This is a genomic window from Billgrantia lactosivorans (genome assembly GCF_003254665.1).
Lineage (GTDB): Bacteria > Pseudomonadota > Gammaproteobacteria > Pseudomonadales > Halomonadaceae > Halomonas > Halomonas lactosivorans.
The window spans coordinates 274958-295811 of record NZ_QHGY01000002.1 but is presented as its reverse complement, the minus strand read 5'-3'; the positions used below and the strand labels follow the sequence as shown (position 1 = coordinate 295811).

Below are 20854 nucleotides of genomic sequence, written 5' to 3'. Positions count from 1 at the left end.
AGGCCTGTCAATTCGCGCCGGTTCGTTGCCACGATCAGGCACGCTTCCAGAGTAAATTAGCGTCAAGAAGGGTTACTTTTTGCTCTAAAACGTCTCGCTACAAGAGGTGAGAATCACGAGCGCCTGCAGCGCTGAAATTGGCAGCGCTAGCCGGAGCGGGTAAACGCCCGATACGCCTCCCATACGTCGGCCACGCCGGCTTCGAGGAAACGCTCGCCATGCTCGCGGGTGGCGAGCGACGGGTCGGATCCCATGCGGCCATCGGGGAAGCGACGACGAAACTCGTCGGCGTCGCACTGGGCACTGCCGCGGGGGGCGATACGCGGCGACATGGCGACCTGTTTCTGCGCCTCGGGCCTGGCAAACCAGGAGAGGGCGACCTCCGAGGCGGTGGCGTGCGTTCCCTCGGCATCGCCGTAGAGCGATTCGGCCAGCTCGCGCACCCGGGGGCCGGCGAACCAGTTGTTGGTGGTCAGGTGCAGCTCGCCGGCGGGCGGCGGCGCATCGCCCAGGCTGCGCTCGGCGTAAATCTCGGCGAAGGCCGCACTCAGCGACGCGATGTTGCCGCCGTGGCCGTTGAGGAAGAACACATGCGTGAAGCCGTGTCGCGAGAGCGAGAGCACCGTGTCCCGCAGCACCGCCATCAGCGTGCTGGGACGCAGGCTGATGGTGCCGGGAAACGCCAGGTGGTGCTGCGCCATGCCCAGGTTCTGGGTCGGCGCCACCAGCACCCCATGACGCTCGCCGATTTCCCAGGCGATCGTCTCGGGGCAGATGGCGTCGGTCCCTACCAGGCCGTTGGGGCCGTGCTGCTCGGTGGAACCGATCGGCACGATGATGCCGGTATCGCGCTGCAGGTAGGCCTCGACCTCCTGCCAGGTAACGTGCTGCAGCCGCATGTCGCCTCCTCGTGTTCAGCCCTGTCCGCCGCTCCGATCGCAGGCCAGCTCGCCCGCCTTGGCCCAGTTCTCGTGGTCGGTTTCCGCGAAGAAGATCTGTACCGCCTCTTCCCGGACGCCATAGGTCGTGACGAACGCATCCGTGATACGACGTGCCAGTTCGCGCTTCATCTCCACCGAGCGCGGGGACTGCTGAATCGTGACGATGGGCATGGTGTTCTCCTGGGGTGATCAGAGACCATAGTCAGGCCAAAGCGGCATGACGGCAACCTCATGCTGCACGCCTGCGCTACTCCTCAGGAGCTTGATCGCTGTACTCCATGCGCGACCACAGGCTGCCCTGCAGCAGATCGCAGCCCTGCTCGCGCAGGAAGTCGGCCTGCTGGCGCGACCCGATCTCGCTCGCCGCCACGCGCACCCCCAGCTCGTGGGCCATGCCGATGACCGAGCGAATGACCGCCTGGCGACGCGGGTTGTCGAGGCAGTCGTCGATGAACAGCGCATCGAGCTTCAGGGTGTCGATGGGAAACTGGCCCAGGTGCCCGAGGATGGAGGGCCCCTTGCCGAAGCCAGCGATGGAGAGCTGCACTCCCGCCGCCTTGAGCCGCTCGAGCACCGTGCAGGCGTGCTCGGGATCCTGCATCAGCCCGCCCTCGGTCAGTTCGATCTCGAGCAGCCCCGGGGGCAGGCCGCTGTCGGCGAGCACCTCGCGGACACGCTCGGCCAGCATGTCACCCGCCACGACTTCGCCCGGCATGCCGACCACCACGCGCAGCCCGGAGCCGGCCTCGTACCAGGAGCAAGCATGACGGCAGGCCCTGGCCAGCACCCAGGCGCAGATGTCGTGCAGTTGGTCGTTGTCTCGGGCGGCCGGCCACCAGCGGCCCGCCTCGAGCACGCCGAAGCGCGACGAGCACCAGCGCGGCTGGGCCGACACCGCCACCACCTGGCCACTGCGGGCACAGATCACGGGGCGGTAGCGCAGCGCCATCTCGCCCCGGGGCAAGGCATCGCGCAACTCGCAGCGCAGCGTCACGCGGTCGGGGCCATCCTCGAGCATGTCGGGAGAGAAGACGCAGTGGCGCATGCTGCCCCTGGCCTGGGCCTTGCGCCGGGCCAGGTTGGCGTGTCGCATCAGCTCGGTGACAGTGCCGCCATGGTCGGGGTACAGCGCCACGCCGATACAGCAACTGGCAAAGAGGGTGCGCCCGGAGAGCTCGATAGGCTGGCGGGTGCGCTCCAGCAGCCGTTCGACGACAGGCGCGACCGTCTCCATGCCGGCCACGTCGGGCAGCACGGCCATCATCTCGTCACTGTCGAGCCGGCTGACGCTGCCCCGGACATCGACGACCTCGCTGACCCGCTGGGCAACCCGGCGCAGGCAGGCATCGCCCACGGGCCTGCCCAGCGAGTGGTTGACCTCCTTCAGGCGATCGATGTCGATGTGCAGCACGGCGACCTTCGTGCCCTGCTCGGCGGCACGTGCCAGCTGGTAGGCCAGTCGCTGCTCGGCGTGGCGGCGTGTGGCGAGGCCCGTGACGTCATCATGGGAGGACTGGATGGCCGGCTCCTGGGAGCGGCCCTGAATGGCAAACTGGCGCATGAGACTCCCTTCCCCACCCACGGGATGCGACGAACTGTTCGAGACGTTTATCGTGGTCCCTTGAAATCGACTGCACTCACGCCAGGGGCTTTGTAGTTATCCATATTCATCTTCAAATATCATGCAAACCGGACCTCGTCAAAGCCGATTTTGAAGATCGAGAAGACGTACTTTAGGCATGTTTCATTTGCACTTCAGGTCATCGGGTTCGAGAACGGCGTTTTCCTTATTACACCTCCCAGATATTCGTAACATACTGAAACGGCAGGCTTCTGAACCACGGTCTAGCTTGTTGACTGTAGGCAAGCAAATCGCTGGAAGCACTTCGTATCGTTGAGAAGGAGACCGACCATGCCTGCCAAATCGGAAGCCCAGCAGATGGCGGCCGGTGCCGCCCTTGCCGCCAAGCGCGGCGAGAAGAAGGTCAGCGAACTCGAGGGTGCATCGAAGCAGATGTACGAATCCATGGACGAAAAGGAGCTGGAGAAAATGGCCTCGACCAGCCGCAAGGACAAGCCCGCTCACAATCGCAAGTCGTGATGCCGTTTCAGGATTGACCGCTGCCTGCCCCTAGCGTCTAGGCTTCAGGCATGGCGGGCCATTCGAGCCATGCCAATGCGCCGGGGGACAAGCCATGCAGGAGCGAGACGTCGACATCGCCGTGATCGGGGCCGGCACGGCCGGCCTGAGTGCCTTGCAGGTGGCCAGGCAGTACCGTGACCGGGTCGTCCTCATCGAGGGCGGCGAACTCGGTACCACCTGCGCTCGGGTGGGCTGCATGCCTTCCAAGCTGCTGATCGCCGCCGCCGAGTCGGCCCATACGGTCCGCGAGGCCGCCGGCTTCGGCATCGAGGCCACAGGCGTGGCGATCAACGGCCGCGATGTCATGGCCCGGGTCAGGCGCCACCGCGACGCCTTCGTCGCCAGCGTGCTCGACTCCATGCAGCGCATCGAGCCCGACAACCGCCTCTCGGGCCATGCCCGCTTCGAGGATCCCCATACCCTGCGCGTCGGCGACGACCTGCGCCTGCATGCTCGAGCCATCGTCATCGCGACCGGCTCACGCCCCCACTGGCCGAAGACCTTCGCCCCCGCCGGCGATCGCCTGGTCGACAGCGAGGCCGTGTTCGAGTGGGAAGCGCTACCCGATTCGGTGGCCGTGTTCGGTCCCGGCATCGTCGGCCTGGAACTCGGCCAGGCGCTCGCTCGCCTGGGCGTGCGGCTGCGCCTGTTCGGCAACAGCGGTTCGCTCGGGCCGTTCCGCGACCCGGCGTTGCGCGACTACGCCGAGCGCACCTTCAGCGACGAGTTCTACCTCGACCCGGCGGCCAAGGTCGAGGGCATCGAGCGCGACGGCGACCAGGTCGTCGTCACCTTCCTCGAGCGCGGCAGCGGGCGTCGCCTGACCGAGCGCTTCGACTATCTGCTGGCCGCCACCGGGCGGCGCCCCAATATCGACCGACTCGACCTGCACAACGCCGGCCTGGCCCTGGACGACAAGGGCGTGCCGCGCTACAACCGCTTCACCATGCAGTGCCGCCGCGCCGACGACGAGAACGCCGCGAGCCATGTGTTCATCGCCGGCGACGCCAATCAGGAGCTGCCGCTGCTGCACGAGGCGAACCAGCAGGGGCGGATCGCCGGGCACAACGCCGCCCGCTATCCCGAGCGCCGCGCCGGCCGACGCAACACGCCGCTGTCGATCGTCTTCACCGACCCGCAGATGGCCACGGTGGGGCTGAGCCGCGACGAAGCGGCCCGGCGCTTCGGCTGCGAGGCTGTCGCCGAAGGCGGAGCCAGCTTCGAGGACCAGGGGCGGGCGGTGGTGATGGGCCGGAACCGGGGCCTGATGCGGCTCTACGCCGAGCACGGTTCCGGCCAGTTTCTCGGCGCCGAGCTGTTCGGCCCGCGGGTGGAGCATATCGCGCACCTGCTGGCCTGGGCGCTGGAGCAGAAGATGGGCGTGGAGCGCATGCTGGAGATGCCCTACTACCACCCGGTGCTGGAGGAGGGACTGCGCAGCGCCCTGCGCGACCTCAGCAGGGCGCTGCTGCAGGGGCCGGCCATGACCGAGCGCTGCCTCGAGTATGGCCCCGGGGGCTAGGCCGGCTCACGGCGAGGCGTGCAGCCAGCGCGCCCGGCCCACTTCCTTGGCCCGATAGAGGGCCTGGTCGGCTCGCCCGTAGATCAGGTTGGCATTGGTGTCGCGCCCCTTGGCCACCAGATAGAGCCCGGCGGAGACGGAGACGCTGGCGTGGGGTCCAGCGGGAGCCGGCTCGCCCATGGCTTCCACGGCGGCCAGCAACCGGTCGGTCATTTCGGCGGCCTGCTGCGGGGTTTCCGTGTGGAACACCACACCGAACTCCTCGCCACCGAGGCGAAACACCACATCCTCACCGCGGGAAAAGACGCGCGAGGTGGTATCGGCGAGACGCTTGAGCAGTTCGTCGCCCTGGGGATGCCCGTAGGCGTCGTTGTAAGCCTTGAAGCGATCGACATCGAACAGCAGGAAAGCCAGCTGTCGTGGGTCGTCGTCGCGCCGCGCCAGTTCGCGTTCGAGTACCTCGATGAAGGTGCGGCGGTTGTGGAGGCCCGTCAACGGGTCGTGGCTGGCCAGCTCGTTGAGCTGCACGCTGACGGCCCGCAGCATGGCGATAGACTGCTTGCGATGATGCACGTAGAGCGCCATGACCGCGGCCTGGAACACCATCACCAGGGTAATGGTCAAGGCACCGTCGAGCAGCATGCCGCTGTCGCGCAGGTGGGGACCGAAGCCCGAGGAGAGCAGGATGTTGAGCCCCGCCGTCATCAGCAGGGTCCCGGCGAGCCCGCGACGAATGTCGTCGAGCAGCAGGAAGGCCAGGGCGGGATAGACCAACGGCAGGGTCATCGTCAGCGGGTTCTGCGCCCGGGTGAACGATAGCCCCAGCAGGCCCAGGAAGAGGAACGCATGGGTCACCTGTGCCGCCAGCGTGACCGACATGCCACGGCGCAGGCCGATGATCACCCCCAGGGCTATCACCAGCCCCAGGGCATCGATGAACAGGCGAGCCGGGGTGGGCTCCAGTATGCCGATCAGCATCAGCAGCAGGAACAGGCCCCAGGCCAGGACACCGGCACTCTGCAACAGGTTGAGCAGGATGATGCGCAAGAAGTCGGGGCAGCTCTCGACGGTGCGACCGCCGGATGTCATGAGGTCGCGCCAGAACCGGCGGAGGGTGCCTTTCGGTGGATCAACCTCGTCCGGGAGAAGCTGGTTCTCCACCAGGACCCGCTCTGGCCTGTTCATTCACACCTCACCCGATAAACGATGCCCTGATGGCCCAGGCGACCTCAGAAGAGAGCAGGCACAGGGTATCGCACCGTTGCGTTTAAAGGTGAATTCCACTAAAGAGGCGCACTGCGTGCCATGCCAGCGGTCACGCGCCCGAGGGCGGGAATGAGCCTGGCCAGGGGCTCACTCCTCGAACTCCTCCAGCGCCTGCTCGCAGCCCATGCCGACCTGCTCGCCGCCGCCCGGGTCGACCCAGGGCAGGATCGCCAGGGGCGGCGCAACCACGGCGCCCAGCAGCGACAGCGCGCCACGCGCCATCAGCTCCTCGGTGATGACGTTCACTTCCGGTTCGCGCAGCGCTCCCTTCAGCTCCACCGGCGAATTGCCGGTGAACAGGGTGGGCTCCAGGTTGTGTCCCTGGAACGCCAGGTCCATCCGCTCGCTGGCCAGGTTGATGGCACCGGCGCCCTCGAAGTGGGCGATCTCGGTGGCCATGAAGAACTGGTCCAGGTCGGCCAGGCCGTCGGCGGCGGCGAAACGCAGGTAGGTGCACTCCAGCTGGACCTGATCCTCCCCGGCGAGCGCCGCCACCAGCGCGTTGGCCACGTTGAGCGGCAGCAGTTCGGCGGCAATGATGTCCAGCCAGCCCTGGGACATGGCCAGCTCCAGCTCGCCATCGAGCCCGGCCATGACTTCGTGCATGGAACGTCCGTGATAGCGGAAGTCGCCGCGACCGCCTATCACCCCCAAGGTGTCGCGAGCCACCTCGGGCAGGCCGGCCTCGTCGAGCAGGGCGCTGAGGTTGACCTGCTCGAGGGCCAGCCGCAGGTCGCCCTCCAGTGCCGCGCGCCGTGCGTCCATCATCCAGGAAGCGCTGAGCTGGCCATCGCCGATCCCGACCCGCAGCGGGTCGACCCGCATCACCCCCTGCTCCAGCTCCAGGGCGAGCGACAGCTCCTCGAACGGGACATGCTCGGCCTGCACGTTGCCGGCCTCATAGTCGAGCACGATGTCGGTGTTGCGCAGCGCCTCGAGGTTCCACTCGCGGTCGGGAAACAGCCGCCCGGCGCGACGCTCCTCCGCGTCCCACTGCTCCTGCTCGGCCGAGGCCGTCTCGTCCGCGCCGGTCTCCGGCGACATGCCCAGCATGGGCAGCAGGTCGTCCGCCTCCAGCTGTCGCGAGGCCAGCGTCGCCCGCAGCCTGGGCCTGTCGCCGAAGTGCAGGTGCACCTCGCCGCTCACGTCGCTGTCGCCGAAGCTTCCGTCGAGCTCGTCGATGTCGAGCCGGTCGTCCCGGTAGTTCAGGTAACCGCTGACCCGATAGGGGGGCAGTTCGGGCAGGTTGATGCCGGTCAGCTCGGTCAGCTCCGCGGGGCTCGGCCCTTCGAGGCGGGCGCTGCCCTCCAGCGATTCCAAGGCGAAGGGCTGCACCGCGCTGCCGTCGATCCACAGCCGGGTATCGCCGCTGGCCAGCTCGCCGGCGACGGGATAGGGCCTGTCGGGCCGGGCCAGATCGAGCAGCGGCCCCACCTGCAGGTCGAAGGCGAAGGGCTCCTGCTCGTAGCTGCCCTCGCCGACCAGATGCACTCGCTGTCCCTCCTCCCGCGCATGGGAGTCGGCGGTGAACGAGAGCGCCAGGCCCCAGTGGGGAGCGCGGTAGTCCAGCGCGGTATTCTCGAACAGCAGCCCGCCGTCGACCACGCGGGTATTCAGGTCGCCATCCAGCGTCCCCAACTGGCCGAGCCCGAACGGGGCGAGCGCCGCGGTCAGGTCGATGCGGTCGAGCTGCGCCTGCAGGTCGGCCATCAGGCGCTGCTCCTCCACCTCGAGCCAGCCCTGGGCATTCAGCGCCCGCGGCTGTTCCTCGTCGAGCTGCTGCAGCGCCTGCAGCCGCGCGATGGAGAGCCGCCCCGCTTCGAGGGTCGCCTCGACGGCCAGGTCGTGCAGGGTCTGCCCGGCGTAGCGCAGGCGCCCGAGCGCCAGGTCGAGGTCGGCCTCGTAGGCCGCCAGGCCTTCCAGCGCCCGGGCGACGCCGCGATCCCACGCCGGCGGCGCACCGGCCTGCTGCGGTGCGTCCCCGGCCGCCTCGCGCTCCTCGAACAGCCCCCAGCGGTCGAGGTCGAGGGCATCGGCCTCCAGTTCGGCGCCCAGCCAGGGCGTCGTGCGCCCCAGGTCCAGCGCCAGGCGTCCCTCCAGGCGGCTGTCGCCGATACGCCCCTGGAGCCCCTCGATGGCGCCACGTCGCGCCTCCGGCGCCAAGCGCAGCCGCCCCTGGAAGCCGACCGGATCGCCCTGGGCGCGGCCTTCGCCGTCGAGGTCCAGGCGCAGCTCGTCGGGGCTCTCGCCGGAAGGGTCGTCGGGGGTTTCGAAGGCGATCTCGAGGTCGACGTCCCGTCCCGCATCGCGATAGCCCAGCCGGCCGCGTTCGACGACGAACGCCTCGGGCCAGAGCGCGAGTTCCTGCTCCTCGGTGGGCTCCTCGTCGATCAGGTCGTCGATGTTGGTAGTGCCGTCCTCACGGCGCTGCAGCAGCATTTCGGGCCCATCGATGGCGACCCGCTCGAGTTCGATCTCGCGTTGCAGCAGGGCCCCCACGTCCAGCGTCACCGTCAGCTCGTGGACGCGAGCCATGGGGTCGTCGGCCCACGGCGCGTTGGCCACGCGCACGTCGTCGAGCCGGAGGGTCAGCGGCAGCCCCCAGTCGATGGCGTGATGGCCGATTCTCACCTCACGCTCCAGTTGTGCGCTGGCCTGCTCCTCCAGCCAACCACGAAACCAGCCGGACTCCAGGAACAGCGCCAGCGCCGCCGATAGCAGCAGCGCCGCTCCCATCGCCATGACGATTCGTCGCGCGACCTTGTTCACCATTCCATCCCTGGGCAGTGGGTTGACCCGTGCCCTAACCATGGACAGAGATGCGATCCCGGTCCAATCCGCCCCCGTAAGCACTCGCTCACCGCGGGCTGACCGACAGCGAGAGGATGGCGGCGCGCAGCGCTCCCTTAGCAAGCCTTCACATTCGCTAACCTGCCCCAGGCCGCTAAAGCTTCTATGCTGGAAGCATGGACGTCTCGACCGTTACCCACGGTAAACAAGGAGAGACAGCGGGATGTTCCCAGCCGGAACGGGAGGTTCGTATGAAAATCTACAAGCCGGAATGGCACTGCACCTTCACCGTGAACGAAGCCGCCGGGGCCTCGGCCGGCTGGCGCACCAGGCTCGCCTGGCGGGTTCGACGCTGGGCCGACAGGCTCGACGGCAAGGGCCGCACGGTGACGATCGAGTGCAATGTCGAGCCCGCCGTGACCGCCGAGGAGATCGATACCTGCCTGGTCAAGGGCTTCGAGGTCACCCACTCGCTGCTCAACCAGCTGGCACAGCAGGCGGCGTGCGAAGATGTGATGCGCGACGCCAAGGCCGAACTCTTCGAGCAGGGGCCGCCGCGCTGACGACGACCGCCAGGCAGGATGCACGCACGTCAAGGAGCCGACATGCAGTCACGTTATTTCACCCTTCGCGACTACCCGAATGGGGCGCCGCCCAGAGAGCTGTTTGAGCTTCGTCAGCAGGCGCTGCCCGCCTTGGAAGAGGGCGAGGTACGCATTCGCAACCGCTGGCTCTCGGTAGACCCCTACATGCGGGGCCGCATGAGCGGCGTCAAGACCTATGTCGCCCCGTTCGAGCTGAACGCCCCCATGGAGGGCGCCGCCATCGGCGAGGTGGTCGAGTCTCGGCATGCCCGCTTCAAGTCAGGCGACAAGGTGCGCCATATGGCGGGGTGGCGCGATGTCGCCCAGCTCAAGGGCGACGTGATCGAGCCCCTGCCCGACATGGATGTCCCCGACCAGGCCTACCTGGGCGTGCTCGGCATGCCGGGGATGACCGCCTGGACGGGACTCCACCGCATCGCCAACCTGCGCGAAGGCGACAACGTGCTGGTCAGCGCCGCCGGCGGCGCCGTGGGGTCGCTCGCCGTGCAGCTGGCCAAGGCCAAGGGCGGCACCGTGGTCGGCATCGCCGGCGCGGAGGACAAGCTCGCATGGCTGGAACAGCACGATGTTGCAGCGGTGAGCTACCGGGGCAAGGGGGCTCGGCAGCTCGCCGCCGACCTCGAGGAGGCCTGCCCCGAGGGCTACGACGTCTACTTCGAGAACGTCGGCGGCGAGTGCCTGGAGGCGGCGCTGGACAACTTGAAGGTCGGCGCCTGCATTTCCCTCTGCGGGCTGATCTCGCGCTACAACAGCGAGGCACCCGACCGCGGCCCGGGCAACCTGGCCAACCTGCTGGTCCAGCGCGCCCGCATGCAGGGCTTCGTGGTCTCCGACCATTGGACCGAATACCCCCATTTCCTGGAGGAGGTCGGCCCACGTGTCGCCCGCGGCGAGATCGACTACGAGGAAACCGTCGAGGAGGGGCTTGAGCGCACCCCCGATGCCTTCCTCAAGCTTTTCGAAGGGGCCAATCGAGGCAAGATGCTGGTGCGCCTGTGACAAGCTTCTGAAGGTTACCGAAGCCCTCTGAAAGGTTACCCTGCCCCGCTTGGCTTTTGCCCCCTCGCTGCGTAAACCGCTCAGGTTTTTGCCTGCTGTGCCGATAGGAGACTTGAACGCCGCTCCGGGCTACCCCTCGCGGCGACTCACCGAAACGCATCAGCGTAGCGAAGCAGCACAGTCCGTGAAGGTCCAGTACAAGTTTGATATGCTGCGCGAGTAGTCCTGTCGAAGAAGCGGAGCCGAACATCACGATCGATCATTCCTAACTCAAGCCAGTGCAGGAGGTACTCATGCGAGTCTACAAACCTGAGTGGCGGTGCTCGTTCAGCGTCAACGAAGGCATGGAAGAGACTGGAGGCTGGCGCGAGCGCCTTGCCTGGTTCATTCGCAGCCTCGCCGACAAGCTGGACGGAAGTGGCAGAACGATCAAGATCGACTACGACGTGACTCCCCACCTGAGCCGCGAAGAGGTGGACACCTGCCTAGGCAAGGGTTTCGCCGTGACCCAGAGCCTGCTGACCCAACTCGCCCATCAGGCGGCCTGCGAGGATGTCATGCGCGAGGCCAAGGCCGAACTTTTCGAGAAGCATCCGCAGCGCTGACGAAGCCCCGCTCATCGCCCCCTTGATCATCACCCCACTCGGTCGTGCCGATGGGGTGATTTGCATTGGAAGCGGCCTTCACGGTTTCGGTTACAAATTTCATGCTGCGTTGCAGCAAGAAGCGTCTACGCTAGTGGTGTAGTCCTACCGGAGGGCCACCCCATGACACCGAACCACGTTTCCCCATCCTACGATGACGACGTGCTGCGCTTCTGGGCACTCCAGGCCAATCAACTACAGGCCGCTCACGAGGCACTGCGGCACTATCTCGAACTGCGGCACTATCTCGAGAGTCAGGTCACTGCCTGCGCCGCAGCGGTCCGACACGAGCCGGACTGATCTTGCCAACCTGTCTTCGCCCCCTTCGGGTCGATCGTTCGAACGTCAGGACCGCCACACGACGGCGAGCGCCATGGCGTTCCAACTGCTCAAGCTGCTCGATCCCAAGCTGACCCTGCTCCTCCTCGCCTTCCTGCCGCAGTTCGTCGAGGCCGACGCGCCTCCACTGGGACAAATGCTCGAGCTGAGCCTCGCCTTCATGCTGATGACATTTGCGGTGTTTATCGTCTACGGCGTCGGCGCGTCTGCGGCGGGATTCCTCGCCCTGGCGGCACGCCTGGCAGTCACGCAGCGCTAGCCCGTTACGCTTCGCCTGGCTACGCTCAAACCTGGCCCTTGGCGCCGCTCGGGGGCTCACGCCAACAAGGAAGAAGAGCGAGACACCCAATGAACAAGACACTCCCCTCCCTGGCCTGCCTGGGCCTGCTGGCCGCCGGTGCGGCACTGGCCCAGGCGCCCGCCCCGGCTTGGGACAACGCCCTGGTGGAAGCCGCCGGCCAGGTCACGCTCGGCCCGCGACCGCTGTTCCTGGTCAACGACATGAGCACCGAAACCGAGCACGAACGCGAGCTCAAGGCCGACCTGCTCGAATGCGCGGCGCGACACACCGACTGGCAGGCCTCGGACCTCGTCATCGCCCATCGTGGCGCGCCGCTGCAGTTTCCCGAGCACACCCTCGAATCGTACCTGGCCGGGGCCCAGGGCGGCGCGGGCATCATGGAGTGCGACGTGACCTTCACCAGCGACAACGAGCTGGTATGCCGCCACTCCCAGTGCGACCTGCATACCACCACCAACATCGTCGAGACCGAGCTCGCAGCAAAGTGCAGCGTGCCTCCCGAGGCCGACCCCGACAGCGGCGAGCTGACCAATGCCGCCGAAATCCGCTGCTGCACCAGCGACATCACCCTGGCCGAGTTCCGCACGCTGCGCGGCACCATGGAGGGCGCCGATCAGGAAGCGCGCAGCCTCGAGGCGTACCTGGACGGCAACCCGGCGTGGCGCAGCGACCTCTACGCCACGCGCGGCACCCTGATGAGCCATGCCGAGAGCATCGCCCTGTTCAAGGAGCTCGGCGTGAAGATGACGCCGGAACTCAAGGCGCCCGAAGTGGAGATGCCGTTCAACGGCATGAGCCAGGAGGCGTATGCGCAGAAGATGATCGACGAATACAAGGCCGCCGACGTCTCCCCGGGGGACGTCTACGCTCAGTCCTTCAATCTTGCCGACGTGCGCTACTGGATCGAGAACGAACCCGAGTTCGGCGAGCAGGCGGTCTATCTGGACGGGCGCTACGACGACGAAGGCTTCGACCATACCGCCCCCGACACCTGGTCGCCGAGCATGGAAGAGCTGGCGGAGAGTGGCGTGCGTATCCTGGCACCGCCGACCTGGATGCTGCTTGCCGCCAACCCGGACTTCGGCGAAGCCGACCATCGCCTGGTGCCTTCCACCTACGCCGAGCGCGCCAGCGAGGCGGGGCTCGAACTGATCACCTGGACCCTCGAGCGCTCCGGCCCCCTGGCCGACGGCGGCGAGTGGTATCACCAGACCACGGAGGACGTGATCCGCCGCGACGGCGACAAGCTGATCACCCTGGATGCGCTGGTTCAGGATGTCGGCGTGATCGGCGTCTTCAGCGACTGGCCGGCCACCGTGAGCCTCTACGCCAACTGCCTGGCACGGCGCGGCTGAACGCCATGGCCGGCAGGCAGGTCGCACGGCGATCAGCCTGTCGGTCGACCCTTCGGCCAGTTGCGTTGCCAGTCTGCCGGGGTGGCGGTCCTGGTGAAGTGCAACGACCGCACCCGCCACTCCCCGTCTTCCTGCTGCCATAGTTCGCTGAAGTTGAGACTGAAGCGCGCCCGGTCGCCATCGACGATGCGCCCATGGCCGTAGACCGATACGGCCTCGCCCAGAGGCACCAGCTTGAGGATCAGGTCCTCTGCCTGGCTATGGCGAGCAAACCATCGGTCGGCCGCGACGGCTTCGGCGATCCCGCCGAGCTGGTCCAGCTTGCCCCGCAGGCCCGTTTCATCGATCAGCACGAAATCGTCGCGTTGCAGGTGATCCAGCCGCCCGACGTTCCCGTCGATGTAGGCGGCATACCATTGCCGCCGTGTCTCCAGCAGCTTTTCGTGCACCGTGCCCTCCATGTGCCCTCCATGTGCCCTGCTCTTGGACGGGTACCGCCCGCCGTGGATTCAGCTGGCTTAGGAAGATATCCATACTAGACCAGCGTCACGGAAGTACCATCAGACATCGGCGCCAAAGTCTGTAAGCCATGGCCTACGTCGAGGCCGCGGCGCGCAGTGCCGACCGGGCTAGAGCGCCCCACGGATGCGATCGGCATGTTCCGCCAGCACCTCGGGTTGCGCCCTGGGCAATCCTTCGAGGCGGATATCCTGCATCGCATCGATCGGTACCAGATGCAGATGCACATGGGGGACCTCGAGGCCGACGATCATCATCCCCACCCGCGCGCAGGGGAAGCTGCGCTTGAGGGCCTTCGCCAGTTTCTGCGACACCGCCATGAGGTGTGCGCTCAGCGCGGCCGGCATGTCGTCCCAGTGGTCGATCTCCTCCCGGGGGATCACCAGCAAGTGACCTGGCTTCATGGGGTTGAGGGTCATGATGGCCACGCACTGCTCGTCGGACCAGACGAACTCGCCGGGCAGCTCGCCATGGATGATACGACTGAAGACACTGGCCATTTCGCTTCTCCCTGTCAGTTGGAGGCAAGAGGGTTACGCAGGCAGTCTCGCCTGAGCGACGCCGCCGGTCCAGCCTCCTTCCGCATCAGGCACCTGTCGGCAAATTCGAAGCCACCTGCCTTTCCAGTCCACCGGGAGGGGCACCGTCGCACTATCTGTCGCAGAAATGCGACATTCAAATCATTGATTTTATTGTATTTATAGGAAAACGCTCGTTTAGCGTCTCCTATTGCCAACATTTTCTCCCCTGGGGAGGCCCCCTTTTCCCCCGGGCTGCCTCCCGCATGGCACGAAAGCATTACTAAAACACTGTTTTTTAAACGAATCGAGAAAAGATGGCACTGTTCTCGCTTACTTAATGGCAGTGGCAAGATTGACGAGAGGCAACGCAACATGGGTCACCGCTCGTCACCTAGGCGCTTGCAGCGTCACGGAGCGACGCGATGCGGACTGGACCCCGGCAAGCAGGTTGCATCTGCTTCCACCGGCCTAAGGCACGCTCTTGCGATGAGTTAGCACTATCCTTTAGTTCCCTGCGTACTTGGGCCGCTCTGCGGCCCTTTTTTTAGCCGCACTGCACAGCAAGACGCACGGATGCCGCGAGCGCCAGCTGGCCAGAGTCACAACCTTGTCTCGGGCATTGCCCGAACGGCCCAGGAACGAGACGATCGCCATGCATACGAAGCCCAAGTCTCCACTGAGCAGTTGGACCACCCTTGCGACTGGTGCAGTGGCAGTTGCCCTGCTACTCGACGCCGCCCTTTCCCTCAACGGCTTTGTGTCCGAGCAGGCCGCGCTCTTCCCCAACGCAGCCGCTTCCCTTGCCGACATGGCCGCGAGCCTGCTGCCTTCCGGCATCGCGCTGGCCGGCTTCGCCAGCGGCATCGTCCTCGCGCTGGCCGGCTTCATGCTGCCGATGCACCGTTTCTATCGCTCACGCGAAGCCCGGCTCGTGCAGGAGCGCGAGCGTCTCGCAGCCCAGAATGCCAAGCTGGCCCAGCAGGCCGCCAGCGACGGTCTGCTGGGCATCGCCAACCGCCGTGAGTTCGAGCGGGTGCTGAAGCTGGAGTGGCGCCGTGCCGCACGCGAGCGCCAACCCCTCAGCCTGCTGATGATCGACATCGACTGCTTCAAGCGTTTCAACGACTCCTACGGTCACCAGGCCGGCGACACCTGCCTGCGTGGAGTGGCCGACGTGCTTCGCGCCGCCGCCGCGCGCCCGGGCGACATGGTGGCCCGCTATGGCGGCGAAGAAATGGCGGTGCTGATGCCGCACACCAGCCTGGAGGGCGCCGTGCGCATGGCCGAACGTATCCATGCCATGCTGGCGGAACGCGCCCTTCCCTTTGCGGCCTCCCCCGTGGCGGAGCGCGTGACCGTCAGCATCGGCGTCTCCTCGATGCTGCCGGTGCGCAATGCCAACCGCTCGGCGCTGGTGAAACAGGCCGATGAAGGCCTGTATGCAGCAAAGGAGAGCGGACGCAATCGCACGGCAACCGTACCGAACCTGCGGCTCATCTCCCAGGAAGAAGAGCCACGGGCCTGGACCCACCGCGCCCAGGGCATCTGAGGGGCCGCCATCCGCGGCACCGCCCCAGGTCGCCCCCCCAGGTCGCCCGTCCCGGCGAGACCCTGCAGCGAGATCAGCGCCCAACGCCGCCCAACGCGCCGGCTTCTTCTACGAACGAGAAGCGACTTTGGTTGCCCAACACGGCCATGGCAGGTACTATCCCAAACGCTCACCGGCACCTCATCGATGAAAGCGATACCCGCCACACGATAACCTGAGGTAATACCATGGGAGCTAGACTCAAGAAGCTGCTCGCTTGTTGCCTGGCAGGATTGTTCGCGGTATCCGCCGCCAATGCCCTGGCCCACGAGGCCGAAGTCCAGGAAGGCATCGCCTCCTTCTACAGCGACAGTCTGCAGGGCGCCATCACCGCCAGTGGTGCTCCCTTCGACCAGCAGGCCATGACGGCCGCCCACCCCAGCCTGCCCCTGGGCACCAAGGTGCTCGTTACCCGGGCGGACACGGGCCAGGAAGTGGAAGTGCTGATCAACGACCGCGGTCCCTATGTCCAGGGGCGCATCATCGATCTCTCCAAGCGAGCCGCCAGCGAACTCGGCATGCTGAGGCGTGGCACGGCTCCGGTCATGGTCACCGTGCGATAACGCGCTCTTGCCGCCCCGCCTCACGACGGCAGCGCGGCATGGTACGTGCCCCTGCGCCCCCCCTTCAGTTCCCTCGTCCTTTGCCGATAATGCGTTCAAGCGCTCGGCGAGGGGCATCGCGACGCTTGTGGTTTCCGAAAGACGCAGGGGGGAACGTGATGATGAATATGCTGAGTATTCCGGGGGATATTCCCGGCGAAGCGGTAGCGCCACGCCTCAACGAAGTGCTATGCAAGCGCTTGGTCATGGCCAAGATACAGCTCGACCGCCTGGAGGGCGACGGGGCGTGCAAGGATCTGAGCGCCCTGAGCGCAGCCCGCGTGGAGTTCGCCCTTGCTTCGCGGGCACTGGCCGATGCGCTGATAGCCCAGGAAGCGGCCGACGAGCTTGATATCGACTGATCTGTCGTGAGGAAGGCAAGGCAGGCGGAGATTCGATATGCAGCCTGCGCCTCACTCGGGGGCAATCGCCTGCCCGGCCTCCTGCCGCTCCCTTCTCCATGCTGCCGGGGGTGACCCGAAGGCGCGCTTGAACGCCTTGGTGAAGGAGGCCTCAGACTCGTATCCGCTCTCCTCGGCCACCTTGCCGATGGTGTCCCGCGATTCCCTCAGGCGGCGCGCCGCCAACTGCATGCGTAACCCGGCCAGGTAACGCATGGGTGGCGCACCGACCAGCTCGGTGAAGCGTTCGGCGAAAGCCGAGCGCGACAGACCCACCTCTCGTGCCAGTACCTCGGTGGTCCAGTGACGGGACGGTTGGTCGTGCAGCAGACCCAACGCTCGGCTGACGAAGGGATTGCGAAGCCCGCCCAGCCAGTTGCGCTGTTCCGCCGGCAGGCTTGCGAAGTAGCACTGGACGGCCTCGATGAAGAGCAGCTCCGCCAGGCGTGACAGCAGCGCCGGAGAACGCACTTCGCCCGTCGCCAGCTCGCTGGCCGCCAAGCGGAAGGAGCTCTCGATCCACGGCCCCGCAACGCCCTGCGCCACATCCAGCGTCATCACGCTGGGCAGCATGCCGATGAGCGGATCGGTCGTCGTATCGCTGAGCAGGAAGCCGCACCAGACTCGCGTCGCCTCCCCTTCCCCGCCATGCACGATCCGGGCGACACCGCTCTCGACCGTGGCCTGCATGAGGCCTTCGGCACTCACGGGAGGACAATCCAGGCTGCTGCCCAGCACGTGCGGATCGTTACGCGGCAGCACCACCAGGTGCCCTGCCGTGACCGCCACCGGCACCCCGTCGCCCACGCGCAGCAGCAATTGGCCAGCGCTGACGTAATGGTAGGCAATGATCCCCTTGGGCAGCGGCGAGAACGGGTGGCAGTCTTCCGGGGCGACCCTCGCGGCGACGCACCACGGGGCAGTGAATTCCGCATCGAGGAAGATGCCCCCTGTCAGGCGGATCGTGCGCAGCACGTCAAGAGAAGCCTCCATCGGCCATTGCTCCGGTGATGGCGGCGGTTCGGACAAGAAGTCCGGCGCCTCGCCCATTATCCTCCGCCGCGCCTGCCAGTAGTTTAGCAGCATGGCGCCGGGCAAACGGCCGGCGCCATTCCCCCGACGAAACGCTGGAATGTGGAGCAACAACGACAATGCTGACCGACCGCCAAGGCAATACCCTGTCCGGTGCCAACGCAGAAGCCCTGAACCTCTACTCTCGTGCTGTCGAGGCCTTCAACCTCTACCGCGGCGACCCCGTGACACCGCTGGACCAGGCCATCGAGGCGGCCCCCGATTTCGCCATGGCGCGGATCTTCCGGGCCTATCTGTTCACGCTGGCCACCGAGCCCGAGGCCGCCGCAGCGGCCAGGGCCGACGTGACGGCCGTCGCGTCATGCCGCCTGAACGACCGGGAAGCCTCCCTCGTCGCCGCCCTCGCCCCCCTGCTGGCCGGCGAGTGGAGTGCCGGCGCGATCGCCCTGGACCGGCACAACATGCGCTACCCGCGGGATCTGCTGGCGCTGCAGGCCGGCCACCTTGTCGACTTCTACCGGGCCAACGCCCGTAACCTGCGCGATCGCATCGCCCGAGTGCTGCCCCACTGGTCGCCCGAGATTCCAGGCTACTCCATCGTGCTGGGCCTGTATGCCTTCGGGCTGGAGGAGACCGGCGCCTATGCCCAGGCCGAGGTGACCGGCCGTGACGCCCTGGCCAGGCAGCCGCTGGACTGCTGGGCGCACCATGCCGTCGCCCATGTCATGGAGATGCAGGGCCGCGCCGAGGATGGCATCGGCTGGATGCTCGCCCGTGAGCCTCACTGGGCGGGCGACGACAACTTCTTCCAGGTTCACAACTGGTGGCACCTGGCCCTGTGCCATCTCGACCTGGGCCAGACCGAGCAGGCGCTGGCACTCTACGACGGCCCCATCCGCCAAGGTACCAGCACCATGGCGCTGGATATGGTGGATGCCTCGGCCTTGCTCTGGCGTTTGCAACTGACCGGCCAGGAGGTCGGCTCGCGCTGGCAGGAACTGGCCGCCTGCTGGGACCTGCACGCCGACGGACGCCTCTATCCGTTCAACGACTGGCACGCGGTCATGGCCTATCTCGGAGCGGGCCGCCACGATCAGGTGGAGCGTCTGCTGACTGCCCTCAAGGCCGATGAGACACGCCGGGAGGCAAGCGTCTGGGCCAGGCAGATCGGCCTGCCGCTGGTGGAGGGATTCACGGCTTTCTGGCGCGGCGACTACGGCACGGCCTTGGAGCGCCTGTACCCGGCGCGCTTCATCGCCAACGGCTTCGGCGGCAGCCACGCCCAGCGTGACATCATCGACTGGACCCTGACCGAAGCCGCCCTGCGCGGCGGTTATCGCGACGTGGCCCAGGGGCTGGCGCAGGAGCGCCTCGCCATCAAGCCATTCAGCCCCCTGAACCGCGCCTTCCTGAGCCGGGCGACTGCCCTGGGTGACAAAGCGCGGCAGGTCGCCTGATCGATCGCCGGGCGCCTCGAGGGGGCGCCCGGCATCTCGCCCCGCGCCTCGACGCCTACGCCTTCTTGACGAACTCCGACTTCAGCTTCATCGGCCCGAAGCCGTCGATCTTGCAGTCGATGTCGTGGTCGCCCTCCACCAGGCGAATGCCCTTCACCTTGGTGCCCACCTTGACCACCGAGGAGGTGCCCTTGACCTTGAGGTCCTTGACCACGGTGACGCTGTCGCCATCCTGCAACTCGTTGCCGTTGGCATCGCGCACCACCTTCTCGCCGCCGGCCTCGCCGGCTTCCGCCAGGCCCGACCACTCATGGCCGCACTCGGGGCAGGCGTACATGTCGGCCATTTCGTAGGTGTACTCGGATTGGCAGGCGGGGCAGTTCGGCAAGGCGCTCATGGGCTTCTCTTGGGCGGATTTCGAAGGCGCGAAGCATGCCAGAGCGCCCCGAGTGTGTCCAACCAGGCACCTAGCCCTTCAAGCCCTTGGCATAGAACGCCATGCTCTCACTGCAGCGGAAGCCGAGACCCTGGTAGAACTCCGCCGCGGGAATCTCCCGCCCCGTGGCGAGATAGACCGCCCTGACGTCACGCGTGGCCAACTCCTGTTCCAGGGCACGGTAGAGCGCCGAGCCGATACCCTGGCCCTGCCGATGCGAGGCGACACACATCTCCCTCAGGTAGAACAGATGGCACTCCAGGTAGGGCTCGAGGTTACCCAGCACGAAACCCATGGCCTCGCCCAGGTCGTTCAGCGTCAGCATACCCATGAAGCCGGGAGATTCATGAAAATGCGCCAGTCGTGCCAGCGCACCATCGACACCCCAGGGTTCACTCCAGGGCTCCGCGGAGAACACCTGCGCGAACAGTGCCGCACAGGCTTCCAGATCCCGAGGCTCCAACCGCCTTGGCGCTATGACCGTCACCTAGCGCTTGTCCTGCGTCTGCGTCTCGAAGTCGCTGGCGTCGTGGCGCTCGTGCAGCTGCATCTCCTGGGGGCCGAAGGTGCGGTTGACCATGCGCCCGCGCTGCACCGCCGGGCGAGCGTCGATCTCCCTGGCCCAGCGCTGCACGTTCTCGTACTCCTGCACCTGCAGGAATTCGCCGGCATCGTAGACGCGATCCAGCGCCAGTTGCCCGTACCAGGCCCAGTTGGCGATATCGGCGATGGTATAGTCGTCGCCACCCAGGTAGCGGCTCTCGGCCAGGCGCCGGTCCAGCACGTCGAGCTGTCGCTTGGCCTCCATGGCGAAGCGGTCGATGGCGTACTCGATCTTGGTCGGCGCGTAGGCGTAGAAGTGGCCGAAGCCGCCGCCCAGGTAGGGTGCGCTGCCCATCTGCCAGAACAGCCAGTTCAGCGTCTCGGTTCGCCCGGCATGATCGCGGGGCAGCAACTCGCCGAACTTCTCGGCCAGGTAGAGCAGGATCGAACCCGACTCGAACACCCGGGTGGGCGGCGTGGTGCTGTGGTCCATCAGCGCCGGGATCTTGGAGTTCGGATTGACCTCGACGAAGCCACTGCCGAACTGTTCGCCCTCACCGATCCGGATCAGCCAGGCATCGTATTCGGCGCCCGTGTGGCCCAGCGCCAGCAGTTCCTCGAGCATGATGCCGGCCTTGACCCCATTGGGCGTGGCCAGCGAGTAGAGCTGCTGAGGATGCTTGCCGACCGGCAGCGCCTTGTCGTGGGTGGGGCCGGCGATGGGCCGGTTGATATTGGCGAACTGGCCACCGCTTTCCTTCTCCCATTTCCACACCTTCGGCGGCACGTACTCGTTTTCCTGGCTCATGACGACTCCTGTCGGGGGGAGGTATGGCACGGCACTCCACCA

Annotated in this window: 23 protein-coding genes; 12 read left to right on the top strand and 11 right to left on the bottom strand. The window is 66.6% G+C overall.

Annotated elements, in window-relative coordinates; translation table 11 throughout:
• Positions 1-146: 146 nt before the first annotated feature.
• The 3 genes from DIS04_RS06935 to DIS04_RS06925 all read right to left on the bottom strand — a co-directional run bounded on the left by DIS04_RS06935 (position 147) and on the right by DIS04_RS06925 (position 2502).
• Complete coding sequence (locus DIS04_RS06935; protein ID WP_111413049.1) at positions 147-899, bottom strand: creatininase family protein; 753 nt, start codon at positions 897-899, stop codon at positions 147-149.
• Positions 900-914: 15 nt separating this feature from the next.
• Positions 915-1112, bottom strand: a complete 198-nt coding sequence (locus tag DIS04_RS06930) for a tautomerase family protein (protein WP_111413048.1) — start codon at positions 1110-1112, stop codon at positions 915-917.
• A 76-nt stretch (positions 1113-1188) separates the two neighbouring features.
• Positions 1189-2502: a putative bifunctional diguanylate cyclase/phosphodiesterase gene (locus DIS04_RS06925; protein ID WP_111413047.1), complete on the bottom strand. Its 1314-nt coding sequence runs from the start codon at positions 2500-2502 to the stop codon at positions 1189-1191.
• Between the two features lie 351 nt (positions 2503-2853).
• On the opposite strand from DIS04_RS06925, the gene DIS04_RS06920 reads away from it, so the two are divergent.
• A complete protein-coding gene (locus DIS04_RS06920) occupies positions 2854-3042 on the top strand; it encodes a DUF3008 family protein (protein WP_111413046.1) in 189 nt (62 codons plus the stop codon).
• 94 nt (positions 3043-3136) lie between these two features.
• On the top strand, positions 3137-4606 hold the full coding sequence (locus DIS04_RS06915; protein ID WP_111413045.1) for a dihydrolipoyl dehydrogenase: 1470 nt from the start codon (positions 3137-3139) through the stop codon (positions 4604-4606).
• Positions 4607-4612: 6 nt separating this feature from the next.
• On the opposite strand, the gene DIS04_RS06910 is transcribed toward DIS04_RS06915, so the two are convergent.
• Together DIS04_RS06910 and DIS04_RS06905 are read right to left on the bottom strand one after the other, a co-directional pair.
• Positions 4613-5695 (bottom strand): GGDEF domain-containing protein, encoded by a 1083-nt coding sequence (locus DIS04_RS06910; protein WP_162623028.1) that lies wholly within the window; start codon positions 5693-5695, stop codon positions 4613-4615.
• Between the two features lie 264 nt (positions 5696-5959).
• Positions 5960-8641, bottom strand: coding sequence for an AsmA family protein (locus DIS04_RS06905; protein WP_162623027.1), 2682 nt, complete (start codon positions 8639-8641; stop codon positions 5960-5962).
• Positions 8642-8913: 272 nt separating this feature from the next.
• Here DIS04_RS06905 and DIS04_RS06900 point away from each other — a divergent pair, with 272 nt between their 5' ends.
• The 6 genes from DIS04_RS06900 (at position 8914) to DIS04_RS06880 (ending at position 12905) form a co-directional block, all read left to right on the top strand.
• Positions 8914-9225 (top strand): hypothetical protein, encoded by a 312-nt coding sequence (locus DIS04_RS06900; protein WP_111413042.1) that lies wholly within the window; start codon positions 8914-8916, stop codon positions 9223-9225.
• 42 nt (positions 9226-9267) lie between these two features.
• Positions 9268-10266, top strand: a complete 999-nt coding sequence (locus DIS04_RS06895) for an NADP-dependent oxidoreductase (RefSeq protein ID WP_111413041.1) — start codon at positions 9268-9270, stop codon at positions 10264-10266.
• Between the two features lie 293 nt (positions 10267-10559).
• Positions 10560-10871 (top strand): hypothetical protein, encoded by a 312-nt coding sequence (locus tag DIS04_RS06890; RefSeq protein ID WP_111413040.1) that lies wholly within the window; start codon positions 10560-10562, stop codon positions 10869-10871.
• Between the two features lie 162 nt (positions 10872-11033).
• Positions 11034-11210: a hypothetical protein gene (locus tag DIS04_RS20430; RefSeq protein WP_162623026.1), complete on the top strand. Its 177-nt coding sequence runs from the start codon at positions 11034-11036 to the stop codon at positions 11208-11210.
• Between the two features lie 73 nt (positions 11211-11283).
• On the top strand, positions 11284-11508 hold the full coding sequence (locus tag DIS04_RS06885) for a hypothetical protein (RefSeq protein WP_179951233.1): 225 nt from the start codon (positions 11284-11286) through the stop codon (positions 11506-11508).
• Between the two features lie 89 nt (positions 11509-11597).
• Positions 11598-12905, top strand: coding sequence for a glycerophosphodiester phosphodiesterase family protein (locus DIS04_RS06880; RefSeq protein ID WP_111413039.1), 1308 nt, complete (start codon positions 11598-11600; stop codon positions 12903-12905).
• Positions 12906-12937: 32 nt separating this feature from the next.
• Here the strand turns inward: DIS04_RS06880 and DIS04_RS06875 are convergent, their stop codons facing one another.
• Together DIS04_RS06875 and DIS04_RS06870 are read right to left on the bottom strand one after the other, a co-directional pair.
• A complete protein-coding gene (locus tag DIS04_RS06875; protein WP_111413038.1) occupies positions 12938-13366 on the bottom strand; it encodes a nuclear transport factor 2 family protein in 429 nt (142 codons plus the stop codon).
• Between the two features lie 168 nt (positions 13367-13534).
• Entirely contained in the window at positions 13535-13924 is a 390-nt protein-coding gene (locus DIS04_RS06870) for an HIT family protein (RefSeq protein ID WP_111413037.1), read from the bottom strand.
• Positions 13925-14654: 730 nt separating this feature from the next.
• Between DIS04_RS06870 and DIS04_RS06865 the strand changes: the two genes are divergently transcribed.
• From DIS04_RS06865 to DIS04_RS06855, 3 genes are all read left to right on the top strand, one after another.
• Positions 14655-15494: a diguanylate cyclase gene (locus tag DIS04_RS06865; RefSeq protein ID WP_162623025.1), complete on the top strand. Its 840-nt coding sequence runs from the start codon at positions 14655-14657 to the stop codon at positions 15492-15494.
• A gap of 227 nt (positions 15495-15721) precedes the next feature.
• Positions 15722-16096: a septal ring lytic transglycosylase RlpA family protein gene (locus DIS04_RS06860; protein ID WP_111413035.1), complete on the top strand. Its 375-nt coding sequence runs from the start codon at positions 15722-15724 to the stop codon at positions 16094-16096.
• Between the two features lie 161 nt (positions 16097-16257).
• Entirely contained in the window at positions 16258-16497 is a 240-nt protein-coding gene (locus DIS04_RS06855) for a hypothetical protein (RefSeq protein ID WP_111413034.1), read from the top strand.
• A 51-nt stretch (positions 16498-16548) separates the two neighbouring features.
• Here the strand turns inward: DIS04_RS06855 and DIS04_RS06850 are convergent, their stop codons facing one another.
• Positions 16549-17529 carry an AraC family transcriptional regulator gene (locus tag DIS04_RS06850; RefSeq protein ID WP_111413033.1) on the bottom strand — a complete coding sequence of 327 codons (981 nt, stop codon included), beginning with the start codon at positions 17527-17529 and terminating at the stop codon, positions 16549-16551.
• A 158-nt stretch (positions 17530-17687) separates the two neighbouring features.
• Here DIS04_RS06850 and DIS04_RS06845 point away from each other — a divergent pair, with 158 nt between their 5' ends.
• Positions 17688-19025 (top strand): tetratricopeptide repeat protein, encoded by a 1338-nt coding sequence (locus DIS04_RS06845; RefSeq protein WP_111413032.1) that lies wholly within the window; start codon positions 17688-17690, stop codon positions 19023-19025.
• A 55-nt stretch (positions 19026-19080) separates the two neighbouring features.
• Here the strand turns inward: DIS04_RS06845 and DIS04_RS06840 are convergent, their stop codons facing one another.
• The 3 genes from DIS04_RS06840 to yghU form a co-directional block, all read right to left on the bottom strand.
• Positions 19081-19422 (bottom strand): zinc ribbon domain-containing protein YjdM, encoded by a 342-nt coding sequence (locus DIS04_RS06840; RefSeq protein ID WP_111413031.1) that lies wholly within the window; start codon positions 19420-19422, stop codon positions 19081-19083.
• Positions 19423-19492: 70 nt separating this feature from the next.
• Complete coding sequence (locus DIS04_RS06835; protein ID WP_111413030.1) at positions 19493-19948, bottom strand: GNAT family N-acetyltransferase; 456 nt, start codon at positions 19946-19948, stop codon at positions 19493-19495.
• A complete protein-coding gene (yghU, locus tag DIS04_RS06830; protein WP_111413029.1) occupies positions 19949-20812 on the bottom strand; it encodes a glutathione-dependent disulfide-bond oxidoreductase in 864 nt (287 codons plus the stop codon).
• Positions 20813-20854: the final 42 nt, after the last annotated feature.